A 13,022-nucleotide genomic window follows, 5' to 3' on the forward strand; every position below is an offset into this window, starting at 1 on the left:
CATGATTCCCCCATCCAAACCAATGATTGATATGAAATAAACTGAACGTGTTTCAGTCTATAGACAAATGATCATGATCTTTTGACCCTCATTTTTCTACAGTCTACAACTCATACTTTACTATTTTCTTTATTTGCTTTTTTTAACCAAGCAGTGAGTCTTTCCACATCATTTGCCAAAACTCGATCACCTGTTAAAGGTGGCACCCATTTGCGAATTTGTCGATATAAAGATTTTGAATGGGGTGAACATTTTTCAATCTCCCGAAATTCTAATGCTTGTGCGGCACAGATTGCCTCAATCGCTACAACTCGTCTACTATTTTTTAATACTTGATAAGCATGTCGAGCCGCAGTCATCCCCATACTCACATGATCCTCTTGATTCGCTGAAGAAGGAATCGAGTCAACACTAGCTGGATGCGCTAAGGTTTTATTTTCGGAGACAAGTGCTGCTGCTACATACTGCATAATCATAAATCCAGATTCCAAGCCTGGATTGACGCTTAGAAAAGGTGGCAATCCACTCAACTGAGGATTAACGAGTCGTTCAATTCGCCGTTCAGCAATATTTGCCAACTCCGCAAGCGCAATTTTTAAAAAATCCATTGCAAAGGCGATAGGTTGTCCATGAAAGTTACCACCAGAAATGACTTCACCATGATCAGAAAAGATCAATGGATTATCTGTGGCCGAATTCATTTCGATTTCTAATTTTTCCTTTACATAATTTAAAACTTGTCGAATAGCTCCATGAACTTGAGGAATACACCTTAATGAATAAGCATCTTGAACTCGCAAATCACCTTGGTGCGTTGTTAACTGACTGCCTTCCAAGTAGCCGCGCATATTCTGAGCGACTTCAATCTGCTCAGGATATGCACGTACTTGATGAATTTGGTCATCAAATGCATCTATGACCCCATTTAAAGCTTCAAAAGTTAGCGAAGCAAATTGTTCAGCCCAGTTAGCTAAATCGCTCGCATCCAGATAAGTTACAACGCCAACCGCAGTCATCGCTTGCGTTCCGTTGATTAAAGCGAGGCCTTCTTTCGCCTTTAGGCGAATCGGATTAAGCCCTTTTCTTTCTAATGCATCTAATCCAGTTAACCGCTCTCCCTTTACCATTGCTTCTCCTTCACCCATTAGTACAAGCGCCAAATGAGCAAGTGGAGCCAAGTCACCACTAGCACCTAAAGATCCTTGACTAGGAACTACTGGATGGATTCCAGCATTCAGGCAATCAACCAATAATTGAAGTGTCTCTTTGCAAATACCTGAATAACCCTTCGCTAAAGCATTTACTCGTAGTAAAATCATCGCTCGAACAATTCGTTCCGATAGCGGTTTACCTACACCAACAGCGTGACTACGGATTAAATTCATTTGTAATTGTTCTACCTGATTTTGTGGTATGATCACATCGCTTAGTTTTCCAAAACCTGTTGTTACACCATACACCACCAAATCTTCTTGTATCAATTTTTCGATTGTTTGACGACTTGTCTCTATTCGTTTCCATGCTTCCTTGTGGATTTCTATTTCTTCCTCATAATCGAGTACCTTTTTAATTTGTTTAAATGTTAAATGATGTCCATCTAGATAAATCGTCATTGCCAAACCCCTTTTCCCATAATAAAAAAGCTATACCAAGAACTAACTCAGTATAGCTTTGACTGATCAAGAATGTATTTACTCATTATGTTTTAGTTTTATATGCAAAATTTTATTATGAATGAAATTAAATCGTCAACTAACAGAAGGATTCGCTTTTAACCAGGAGGTGTAGAATCTCCCATTTGACGTAATAATTGATTCAAATCCCCATGAATTCCTTCAATATCACCATTTCTCTGCATTCTCATCCCAACACGGTTAATCTGTTGCTCTAATTTTTGTCGGTCTGTTACATGTACTTTAAAATAACGAGGGGTAACACTTTGTGCAACCCGTCTTGCTTCGTAGACTGCCTTCTTTTTACCAGAGGCAGATACTTGAGGTGAGCGATATTGCAGACCAATAAATACATGATCATCTGTCACAAGTGTTGTTGCCGTTTTTACATGTGGCAGACGAGTTACAAGTTGAGCGATATGTTTTGCTAATAGCGAACGATCCATATAAACTTCCGCCGTACTGTTATGATCATAATTAACAGGGTTTACATGATAATAGCCAATCTCATTTTGACCAGAATTACGGATTGTCTCATTACGAGTCGTCTCTGGTGGTCTTCCCTTATATCCGTATTCTGTACGACTGCTTTCGTCTTGATAGAGAGCTGTCCCACCTCTGCCCACTTCTTGCCGAGCTTCCTGTCTTTGTTGGTTACAACCAACCACACATATCATGAAGACTAAAAACATGTATATCATGAAAGAGCTTTTTTTCATTTGAACCGCCCCCTTCATCCTTTCATCTAGGGATAGCATGCCCAGATGCCACACAATCCATGCTTATTTGTAAAACAACCTAATTCACACACGTATTTAATGGCTATCAGTCTGCACTTGGTTCATTTATCATTTTTCGAATATACAGACAATTATCTGCCTTACACAACGGTAAGCCAATCACTGGTTGCCGCATCTAATTAGAGACGAACATTTCATGTCCCTCTTCCTTCGTACCATCGGTGTAATTCTCTTATCATTAGCAACAATTGATAACTGCCTTCTGAACTATCTGACACAAAAGCAAATTTATTTAAATAATCGTTAATCATCCTTGTTTTTAGAAATTCAATTTCGCTTGACTGTTTAGATCGGCACATATATTACATAATATTAAGACATTTCAGAATGAACCCTCCAACGCCTCAATCAGCGCTCAAGTCGTGAAGGGTCCTGCGGACAAACTGACTTTTCGTCAGGCCCAGGCTTTCAGCTACGCCCAAAGTGTCGGCTGTATGCCGAGTTGGGGTCGCTTTCCAAGCCACTCTTCCATCCCTGTTCGACGATCCCCATGCCGTTCGGTCCGAGGACGATCACATAGGAATCCTTGTGGATGGCGTACTTACTGTGAGCGATCGAGATGACCGTGTCCCCATACGGAGTTGCACACTCCTCAACCGCTTTCAGCACGAAGACCGCTGTCTCTTGATCCAGCTGAGACATGGCCTCATCGAGCATGATCGCCACGGGATGTGCGGGTCGAACCGCCAATGCAGCAGCGATCTGGGTCCGCTTCCGCTGACCCCCGGACTGCTCTTGACAGAGCTGCTCCAAGCTGTCTGTCGGCAGCAGCATCTTTTCACTCAGTTGGCGAATGATGAGCTGCCTTTGTTCTGCCGGGAGCTTCTCCACAGCCAGTCCGATGTTCCGTGCCACGGATTCGGCCATCAGGACTTCTGTTTCCTGCGGAACCGGCACCACATTCCACGGGTAGTCCTCCAGCCGAGTCTGGGCGATTGAGTGCAACTGACCCATGCTCCGAATCAGGCACTCTCCAGACCATCCTGTGCTGCTGCCCTTGATGTTTTCCAGATGGCGTGACAGCATCTCCATCATGGAGGATTTGCCGCACCCTGAGGGGCCGACAACGGCGACCCAGTGAGGCTTCCCCGGTTGACCTGATCCGATTTCCAGATCCAGCCCCTCGGGAAACAGGGTCTTGTCCCCGTAGTGGATGCGCAGGTCACGGAGTACGAACCCCTCGAACCCACGCAGGGCAATCTCCCCGTTAGGCCGGTCAGGCAGCGTGAGCAGTTTGCCGAGCTTCAGGAGCCCACCGCGGATGTCCGCCAGCCGAAGTGTGAAGTCAATCGACGAGACGAACGCCATGATTCCCGCAGTGAAGTACGAAGTCAGCAGGATCACGTCGATTGCCGTCCGGTGCTGCACATAGACCGCATAAATGAGCAGCAGAACCAGCAGCACAAAGGTCCAGAGGGTACGAGGACCGGCTACCAGCCACGTTCGGCGACGAGAGTTCTTCTGGTAGAGTTCTACCTCCTGTTCTGATAGTTCTCCCAGCTTCTGTTCCATTGACTCACTGATCCCACGGTCACTGATGAGACGCGGCATCTGCGACCAGGGGTCCAAGGTGGTCTGAAGACTCGACGACAGCTTCTCCCCCTCTTTGCTGATCTCCTGATTCTTCAGAATGGCGGGCTTCGCCAACCTGATCATCAGAGCAGAACCGATCAGCAGCGCAGCGGCATATTCCCACGAGAGGACCCACCACAGCGCGACAAGGTTGAACAGCCAGATGAAGGGGTCTTTCACCACCACGATCAAGTCGTTCCCGATCGAATCCGAGATCGACTTCACCGTCGCCCACGGAGTTCCATTGTCATTGATGTACTGACGCAGGGACTCCCTGTGCACGACCTTCAGCTTCTGCGCAATCCGCTTGACCAAGCTTTCCACGGTGCGCGTACTGAGAACATCACCTTCGTAGAAGGTGCGCATGAAGAGGTATCCCCTACCGCCGACCGCGTTTACGAAAGCCGCAGCAACGAACAAGGTCGCCCCGAGTTTTGAACGGTCGGCCTCCAGCGCGACCTTCAGCAGGTAGAAGCCGACGATCCCTGAAACCGATGTCACCATCGACCAGACGAAGATCTTGGCACACAGCTTCTGGTTTTGCTTCAGCGTCTTGCTGAGGAGCTGGAGCGACTGGAAAACCTGGACGTCGTCTTCCAGGTTTCCTTCGCTCTTGGCCAGCCTCCAGAGCAGCCGATCGGCAAGCGTTTGTTTTTCGCCCGCCCTTTTGCCACACAAGATGGCAAGCCAATCGTGGGTTGCCTTCAATTGAAGGCGAAATGATTTCATAGCCCTTCCTTTTTCCACACCGTACGTGTAGTTCACCTGTTACTACTTTAGCTACAGATGATAGCTCCCTTCAGGATCGCTCTGACGAAGCAAAGCGCAACTACTACTTTAAATGTATTTAATCATATTTATTTTTACGGATTCAACATTCTTCTGAATGATATAGATGATTATTTTTTAATCTGTTTCTCGATAAAACTCATGAAACAACTTAATTAACGCTCGTTTCTCAATTCTAGAGACATAAGATCGTGAAATTCCTAGCTCCTTAGCGATCTCCCGCTGTGTCTTTTCTTCACCCATTCCTAATCCAAACCGATTACAGATTACTTCTTTTTCTCGATCGTCTAATATATGAATGTATTGATATATCTTTTTCCGTTCAATCTTCATCTCAACAGCATCTTCGACTTCTGCCGGATCTGTTCCTAATATGTCTTGAAGCGAAATTTGATTCCCTTCTTTATCTGTACCGATTGGTTCATGCAGTGAAACATCTTTTTTTGCCTTTTTTAATGAGCGTAAAAACATAAGAATTTCATTCTCTATACATCTGGCAGCATATGTAGCAAGTTTTGTCCCCTTATTCGCTTTATAGGATTCAATCGCTTTGATTAAACCAATCGTGCCAATTGAAATCAAATCTTCTGTCTCTTCTGTAGAGTTATCAAACTTTTTCACAATATGTGCGACCAAACGAAGATTATGCTCAATGAGTCGATTTCTTGCCTCTAAGTCCCCAGCAGCCATTTGTTGTAGACTCTTTCGCTCTTCCTCTTCTGATAATGGTTGGGGGAATGCATTGTTCTTCATATGGGCAACTAACAAAATGACTTGTTTAAACATCCAAGTCAAAGTGGTAAATAGACCGGGCATCCTAAAACCCCTCCCATTTTACTGTTCGTAATACCTTATGTGTGGATGCCTGGCAATGTGCCCATTAAAGAAATATCTATTTCAACCTGAAATTTATAATTTATATGGAATATATTTTTGTATCCTGCTGAGGTGGTGCATACACATTGAGGGTGATCAAATTTTCTTCAACAGGATTATACGTTGCATGAATCATTCCTTTTTTGTGAAAAATAAATTCTCCTGTATGTACTTCTTCAACATGATCAATGATTAGTTTTGAATCCGCTTGAAATTGATAAAAGCGATTCAAGAGACACCCTTGTACAACATACGTAAAACCAATCGAACGCCCATGATCATGTATAGGGGTTTCAACATGTGGAGGATAGTTTGTTAAAATCGCCTCCAGTATCTCAGTCTTAGCGATTCGATATCTTCCATATTCCAAAGGAGGTTGAGGAGATGGAACGACTGAAGTAAGATATTGAAAGCAGATATTGAACTCCTTCATCATCGATATGATGCTATTTTCATCATACTCAATTTGCTCTTTGAGAAAAGAACGGAATAAATGAATAAAATCCATATAGACCTCCCAGTTGTCTACATCATTGTACAAACCCTGCTGGATCATTCTAGATCAGACGCCCATTTGATATGATGAATTATATAATCAGTTCAATTTATGAATACATAGCATCTTTTATTACAAAATCAATAAAAATACCTAATCCTGTATCGAAAGGATTAGGTAACAAAAGAAATATCTCGTTGCTCTACCATTTAATTCTCATCTGCCCACAATTGAAATTTCTCTCTCCAAACCCCAAGTTCTGCAAGCCCTCGATGATCCAATTTAACCTCGCCTGGTTTACTTCCTTGACCAATCAGATATCCTTTAAAATCTATTTTCATAAATTCAAAAATCAGTTGAAATTGCTGCACAAGGGGAAGAGCTTTTAAATGAACTTGATTTCCACCTACAATTAATAGAAAACAGCGCTTTCCCTCCATTGCCTGTCGAAAATCGAATGTGGTATCGCGCAAGCTTTGTGACCATCGATCAATAAAGTTTTTCATCAGCCCAGACATTCCATACCAATAAAGGGGGGTTGCAAAGACAATCAAATCACTATTTACTACTTGCTTGATGAGTGTATCATAATCATCGTCAACTAGAGTAAATCCACCAGGAGTATGGCGTTGATCAACAATGGGATGAATCTTGTATTCCCGCAATTTCAACCAATCTACTTCATGTCCTTCGATAAGGCGATTAGCTAGCCATTCTGAATTGCTATTTTCCCTTGTGCTTCCTGAAACAACAGTAATCTTCATATAAAAAACACCCTCCAATGTTCTTCCCATAAATTTTATTCGCAACTTCATGATCTAATCATTGAAACAAAAAAGACCCTTTCTTTTTTTCGGGTCTCTGATGTATTAATATTCACCAAGGTCAATAATCTCTTCTAACTCTGAGAATTGCCGATCAACAACCTGTCGAAGTTCCATTCCAGAGTGGCGCGATATAAACTTTACTGCTACCTCTATATCTTTAATCATAATCTGCTCGCCATTGAATCGTATAACCCAGGCTTCATCTAAACCCTTAAAAATTCGATCAACCTCAATTTGCTTTTCCGCTTCCTTTGTCGAGAAGAGGAACGGCTCTCCTACATGCATTTTCTGCAGAATTTGACTAATCTCACGCTCTTTCAGTTTCATCCCGTTTGACTCTCCCTTTTTTAGTCACACCCTGACCCTCATTCTCTCTCCAAAGACTATTCATCTCTCTCATTGTAATTTTTTCATATCCAAATGACAACTAAGCGTTACAGAAACGATACAAAGAAAAGAACGAACCCCGTTCTATCTCAACTATACTATATGATAAAATGGATTTATTAGCAGTTAAGACAGGAGGAAGCATATGTTTGAAACGCTACTTGCAGGAGCGGGAATTGGCTCAGCAAGGATTGATCTTATTTTGGATAAAGCCTATGTAAAAATAGGCCAAACTGTTACTGGAAAGATTTTGGTCACAGGTGGTAAATCTGAACAAAAAATAACAGGTCTTTCCGTGCTTTTTTGTATGGAATCTGCACATGCCAAAACCTTAGCTCAAATTGAAGAAATGATTGCAAAGATTACCGTAACAAAGGAAAAATTCTTAATCAAACCAGGCGAGGAAAAAGTCTTCCCTTTCTCCTTTCTCTGCCCCGAATCTTTGCCAGTCTCTTCCCCAACAACAAAATACTTTTTTGATAGCAACTTAGAGATAGATTGGGGACGAGATTCGCATGACCGAGATTACATCGATGTTTGGCCGATTGATCCATTAAAAACCTTCCTCGAGAGTTTTACATTACTTGGTTTAAAAAGGACTTGGGAAGGACTTACAAATGATGGCGATAACTGGCTACAATGGAAAACATACTGCCCTAGCTCTCATTTTTCTGGTCATTTCGAAGAATTGATATTCTGTATTGAATCTCATAATAGTGAAGAAATTACTGGCTATTATCAAGTTGATCTCCAAAATGGTGAAGGACAAACGTTAATTGATACATTTCATCTAGATGAAAAAGTAGATCGCTTTCACTTTACCAAAGCAGATTTGGCATCACCTGAATTAGCGAAAAAACGGCTTACAGAATTGATTAAAAGTAGCCTTAATCTTCTGTAGTCAACATAGCCATACCAAGGGACAAGCATATGCTTGTTCCTTTTGATTTATCTTATTTACCTTGAGAAAGGGTATTGATTAGTTGATGGAAAGCGATTCGTAGTCGCCGCTGTCTGCTCATGGGCTGTTTCATTATCTTTTAGCTCTGATAAATCCTCCATCCCAAACTCTTCGAAAACACGTTGGCAAAGGCTTAACTCATATTTTACTACTTCATCCACAGATTCAGACTTTAACAGTAAATTCTGATACTGGATCAATGCTTCTTCAACAAGATCAAGTTCTGCTTTTGATAAATGAACTGTTATTTTCATTTTTGATTAATCCCTTCTTCATTCTATTGATTAAATGATAATCGGCAAAACACCTTAACACAAGTAAACGATTACTTTTGTCTTTTTTCTTCTAGCTTTTTTAATAAATCCATCGTTTGTGCAAATAACAATTTGGCACGTCGATCTTCGGACTCTTTTACACCTCGTAGGAGGATGGCTACACTATATCTTGGATTCTCTACTGGGCCATAACCGATCATCCATTTATTATAGCGTTTCTTATCAATCCCTACCTGTGCAGTGCCAGTCTTTCCAGCCAATTTCCACTGATGATTCCGCAATATACGGGCTGTTCCTTCCTCTACGACCTCTTCCATCGATTGTTTTAACCATTGGCAAGTTGTAAGTCGAAGTGGCTTAGCACGTTCTATATATTGATTATGAAAATAAAAATACGGTTTACCATTCGGTTTTTGTATTTCTGTAACCAATCGAGGCTGTAGTGCTTTTCCTTGATGAAATAAAGACGTTACTAGATTGGCTGCTTGGATGGGCGTAATCTTCACATCCCGTTGTCCGATTGCTGTTTGCATTACAGCACCTACGTCTTTTTTTAATTCTTTTGAAGCAAAAATCATCCCATGTTGTTCATTTGGTTCTTGAGCAAATTGCTTTTGATTTCGCAAGGCACCATGCCATAAAATTTTTTGTCCGAATCCAAACCGTCGTGCATACTCTTCAATTTTTTCCCCGCCCACTAATTTCGCAACTTTAGCCATGATCACATTACACGACTGGGCATAAGCACCGATCAATGTAGTCTCACCATGACCACTCGTCCGTTCATCTCTCATATGGTAATGATCAAGTTTGCCTTTACAAATAAAGTGACGATATGGACTTACTCGTCCTTCTTCTAATGCCGCAATCGCCACGATTGTTTTAAAGATTGATCCAGGAGTAGCCTCCATTAATGCACGATTGTCCCAAGGATGCGATTGTTCCTCATTCCCTGAACCGATAAAAGGTGCACTTCCCATCGCTAGAATATCCCCTGATTGAATCTCCTGCACTACGATTGCTCCATCTTGAACTCGATCTCTCTTCATCAATCTTTCTATCCCCTGTTGCAGCTTCGCATCTAGGGTTGTTCGTAATTGATAAGGTTGGCTTTTTACTCGCTCTCGATGATCAATCATTTTATATTTAGCGCCAGTCAATGGTTCACCTTTTCTTGTTTGTAAATAACCTAGTATCTTTTCTCCAGAACCATGCAGATACTTTTCAAATGACGCTTCTAGACCTGAAAAACCAATTCGCGATTGCCCTGAATATAGTCCCAATTTATACTCCTTAGGAAAGTTTTCTCTGACTAAAAAAGGATTTCTGATGATCCTCCCTAAAATTTGTTGTCCTATTCTGGGTGATACAGTCGTTCGGTTATCTGTTTGTGCTACGATAACACCTGGTAAACGCAATGATTGAATCTCTTTTTGTTGCCTTTGACTGACGATGAGTTCCCCACCTGACCGAGCAGGAATGATGATGGGATGTTTACTTGTGGTAAGTAATCGATTTAATACAGATTCTTGGTAGCCAATCAATTGAGCCAGACGAGTATATCGAGCTCTTTTTCTGACCCACTGATCCTCTGTTTGAGGAAAAAGTAATAAACGATCCTTTTCTACACCAACAAAAGGTCGTCCAAAACGATCCAATATTTTCCCTCGTCCGCTGTTTAACAATATTTCTTGACTCTGCGCTTCAAATGCACGGGTCACGATATTCTCTCGCTCTTTGGAAAACGTTGGACTTGATGCGATCTGAAGTTGATATAATCGTGCAGCAACACAAAGTAACAACATCATCAGCAGTAAACTAACTACCATTGCTCTATGTTTCTTCATTTGCCCACCCCGCTTCTATCTATCTTCAAGGATGGACATCAAATAAAGCAGACATACTCGAAATATAAAAAGAGAGCCCTCTTTTGGCTCCCTTATGCTCTTTATTTTTTTTGTTTCTTCTGATTTTGATTGCTTAATTGGATATTATGTAGATGCTCCGCAGCCGTTTTGGCAAAGTAATGTTCTCCTGAGCCATCACTTTTCGTAACATAGAATAAGTAGTCATTTTGCTCAGGGTATAAAACAGCCTTTAGTGCATTTTCACTTGGTGCGGCAATTGGCCCTGGAGGTAAGCCATTTACAAGATATGTATTATAAGGGCTGGGGTATCGTGTATCAATTTTACCTTTTTTTTCATCCATTTTCATTGCAAATACAATCGTTGCATCAACTTCTAGCTTCATTTTTTTATCTAACCGATTAAAAATGACACCTGCAATCTTAGGTAATTCTTGTTTAGCCCGACCCTCTCTTTCTACAATGGAGGCGATGGTTACCCACTGATCAACCGTTAAATTCCTGTCCTTTAAACGATCTCGCACTCTCAATTTTGTCATTCTTTCAGCAAATTGATCCAACATACTTTTTGCAATTTTATCTACGTATTCACCTTTTTTAAATTCATATGTACTTGGAAAAAGATAGCCCTCGTAGCGATACTTGCGATCTGCTCGAGTTGGAATATCTTGTTCAAAAATATAGTTGCTCAGTTTTGTATTTGCTTTTTTCTTAAACTCTTCTCCATTAAAGCCCGCTTTACTGATAATGGCGGCAACTTCTTCAATATTTTTCCCTTCTGGAACTGTAATCTTTACTGTATTTTGTTTTCCACCATGTAAGCGTTCTATAATTTGATCAAGATTTTCGTCTGGTTTTATTTGATAATAACCTGGTTTTAAATTCGTTAACCTTGTATACCATGCATAGTACCTAAAAAAGGTTGCATCTCGAATAAGACCCTGCTTTTTTAGAGTTGCTCCAATATCTTTCAAAGTTGCATTAGCTGGAATCATGATTTCAACTTCTGATGTTCGTTTTGGAGACTCTAAAGTAAAGTTGATATATGAGTACACAAGCAGTGCCCATCCTGTGATGAGTAAAAAGGTAAAGAATATTCGCCAAAACCATTTCATTATGTGTTTTCCCCTCTTACTTCTGTACATATTCTTATATCTTAGCATAAATTATCAAAAAGAAAACGAGAAACCCCAAAAGAGACGATTACACATAACCGCCACCTTGGAAGATTCTCGTTCATTGCTGATTGTACAAATATTCATCTACATATTCGGTAACTTGTTCCCACTCTTCTTCATCATCAATATGAACCAACTGCTGATTTTGCTGCCTAAGTAAGTGAGCTTCTTCAGGCTCTTCTTCATGCTCTGACCAAATCACATATTGGACACCTTGATACTCAAAAGAGTGAAGAATTTTCCCCTCAATCGTAGAATTATTTGTCCTCAGATCCATAAACTTCCTCCTGAAATTCGTCAGAAACCAATGTTTGAAAAGTTTCCTGAACCATGTTCCATTCCTCATCATCTTCGATCAACTCAATTACCATATTATCCCGATCTCCCGAATAACGAAAAGCAAAAACTTCTTGTTCTTCTGGCTCATTGTTATCCTCATTAACTGGAAGCACTAACATATACTTCTGTCCAGTATCATCTCGTTCAAATTCGTATAAAATCTCAAATTTTTCCTCTGTACCATCATCGTTGGGAATAAATAAATATTCTTCTACATGTTCTTGTTCTGTCATTGTTACTGCCTCCTCTGTGCATCAAGAAATCCTTGGAGAACCCATGATGCAGCCATTTTATCGATTACTTTTTTTCGACCTTTTCGACTTGTATCAGCTTCAAGCAATGTGCGCTCGACGGCTGCTGTAGAGAGACGTTCATCCCAAAGATGTACAGGGAGATGATAACGCTGCTCTATTTTTTGAGCGATCTGCTTAGCCCGATTGCCAGCTTCACCTATACTACCGTCCATATTACGTGGTAGACCAACCACAAATGTGGTCGCCTGATAAACTGAAACCAGGCGATCCAACTCTAACAGCCACTTCTCATCTGAATATCCTTTGATAACTTGTAAGCCTTGTGCTGTCCACCCTAGCTCATCACTAATGGCTACTCCTGTTCGCTTTTCCCCTAAATCTAAACAGATTACACGCTGTAACTCCATTATCTACTCCTTTATGGCTGTTCCTCATCATCCTCTTGTTCAATGGAGAGATATGCCTTCACCAATTCTTCAACCAATTCATCCCGTTCAATTTTCCGGATTAGTGCGCGTGCATTGTTATGTCGAGGGATATATGCAGGATCACCGGAGATGAGGTAACCGACGATCTGGTTAATCGGGTTATACCCTTGTTCTTTTAATGCTTCAAAAACCAAAAACAAAACCGCTCGTGGACTTTGCTCAATCTCACCTTTAAAATGAAACTTTCTTGTTTCATCCATGGAGTATCCCACCTTCTCGAATTGGATGACGCGACTTTAGAA

Annotated in this window: 15 protein-coding genes; 1 reads left to right on the forward strand and 14 read right to left on the reverse strand. The window is 41.2% G+C overall.

From position 1 onward, the window contains the following. Positions 1-110: 110 nt before the first annotated feature. From hutH to BUB71_RS07375, 7 genes are all read right to left on the reverse strand, one after another. Positions 111-1,613: a histidine ammonia-lyase gene (gene hutH / locus BUB71_RS07345; RefSeq protein WP_073154196.1), complete on the reverse strand. Its 1,503-nt coding sequence runs from the start codon at positions 1,611-1,613 to the stop codon at positions 111-113. 158 nt (positions 1,614-1,771) lie between these two features. After that, a complete protein-coding gene (locus BUB71_RS07350) occupies positions 1,772-2,392 on the reverse strand; it encodes a YhcN/YlaJ family sporulation lipoprotein (protein ID WP_073154197.1) in 621 nt (206 codons plus the stop codon). A gap of 489 nt (positions 2,393-2,881) precedes the next feature. Beyond that, entirely contained in the window at positions 2,882-4,774 is a 1,893-nt protein-coding gene (locus BUB71_RS07355) for an ATP-binding cassette domain-containing protein (RefSeq protein WP_073154198.1), read from the reverse strand. A gap of 177 nt (positions 4,775-4,951) precedes the next feature. Further along, entirely contained in the window at positions 4,952-5,650 is a 699-nt protein-coding gene (gene sigK, locus BUB71_RS07360; protein WP_073154199.1) for an RNA polymerase sporulation sigma factor SigK, read from the reverse strand. Positions 5,651-5,750: 100 nt separating this feature from the next. Continuing rightward, entirely contained in the window at positions 5,751-6,218 is a 468-nt protein-coding gene (locus BUB71_RS07365; protein ID WP_073154200.1) for a cysteine dioxygenase, read from the reverse strand. A 197-nt stretch (positions 6,219-6,415) separates the two neighbouring features. Continuing rightward, complete coding sequence (locus BUB71_RS07370; protein ID WP_073154201.1) at positions 6,416-6,970, reverse strand: flavodoxin family protein; 555 nt, start codon at positions 6,968-6,970, stop codon at positions 6,416-6,418. A 105-nt stretch (positions 6,971-7,075) separates the two neighbouring features. Then, the gene (locus BUB71_RS07375) at positions 7,076-7,360 is read right to left on the reverse strand and encodes a hypothetical protein (RefSeq protein WP_073154202.1); all 285 of its coding nucleotides are present in this window, start codon (positions 7,358-7,360) and stop codon (positions 7,076-7,078) included. 205 nt (positions 7,361-7,565) lie between these two features. Here BUB71_RS07375 and BUB71_RS07380 point away from each other — a divergent pair, with 205 nt between their 5' ends. Next, the gene (locus BUB71_RS07380; RefSeq protein ID WP_073154203.1) at positions 7,566-8,321 is read left to right on the forward strand and encodes a sporulation protein; all 756 of its coding nucleotides are present in this window, start codon (positions 7,566-7,568) and stop codon (positions 8,319-8,321) included. 56 nt (positions 8,322-8,377) lie between these two features. Here the strand turns inward: BUB71_RS07380 and BUB71_RS07385 are convergent, their stop codons facing one another. The 7 genes from BUB71_RS07385 to BUB71_RS07415 all read right to left on the reverse strand — a co-directional run bounded on the left by BUB71_RS07385 (position 8,378) and on the right by BUB71_RS07415 (position 12,980). Then, a complete protein-coding gene (locus BUB71_RS07385; protein ID WP_073154204.1) occupies positions 8,378-8,635 on the reverse strand; it encodes a hypothetical protein in 258 nt (85 codons plus the stop codon). Positions 8,636-8,706: 71 nt separating this feature from the next. Then, a complete protein-coding gene (locus tag BUB71_RS07390; protein ID WP_073154205.1) occupies positions 8,707-10,503 on the reverse strand; it encodes a peptidoglycan D,D-transpeptidase FtsI family protein in 1,797 nt (598 codons plus the stop codon). A 101-nt stretch (positions 10,504-10,604) separates the two neighbouring features. Continuing rightward, positions 10,605-11,636 carry an endolytic transglycosylase MltG gene (gene mltG / locus BUB71_RS07395; protein WP_073154206.1) on the reverse strand — a complete coding sequence of 344 codons (1,032 nt, stop codon included), beginning with the start codon at positions 11,634-11,636 and terminating at the stop codon, positions 10,605-10,607. Positions 11,637-11,757: 121 nt separating this feature from the next. After that, positions 11,758-11,976, reverse strand: coding sequence for a DUF1292 domain-containing protein (locus tag BUB71_RS07400; protein ID WP_073154207.1), 219 nt, complete (start codon positions 11,974-11,976; stop codon positions 11,758-11,760). Further along, a complete protein-coding gene (locus tag BUB71_RS07405; RefSeq protein ID WP_073154208.1) occupies positions 11,957-12,271 on the reverse strand; it encodes a DUF1292 domain-containing protein in 315 nt (104 codons plus the stop codon). The genes BUB71_RS07400 and BUB71_RS07405 overlap by 20 nt, the downstream gene beginning before the upstream one ends. A gap of 2 nt (positions 12,272-12,273) precedes the next feature. Continuing rightward, complete coding sequence (gene ruvX, locus BUB71_RS07410; protein ID WP_073154209.1) at positions 12,274-12,699, reverse strand: Holliday junction resolvase RuvX; 426 nt, start codon at positions 12,697-12,699, stop codon at positions 12,274-12,276. An 11-nt stretch (positions 12,700-12,710) separates the two neighbouring features. Further along, on the reverse strand, positions 12,711-12,980 hold the full coding sequence (locus tag BUB71_RS07415; protein WP_073154210.1) for an IreB family regulatory phosphoprotein: 270 nt from the start codon (positions 12,978-12,980) through the stop codon (positions 12,711-12,713). Positions 12,981-13,022 lie beyond the last annotated feature (42 nt).

The organism is Seinonella peptonophila (assembly GCF_900129355.1).
GTDB lineage: Bacteria > Bacillota > Bacilli > Thermoactinomycetales > Thermoactinomycetaceae > Seinonella > Seinonella peptonophila.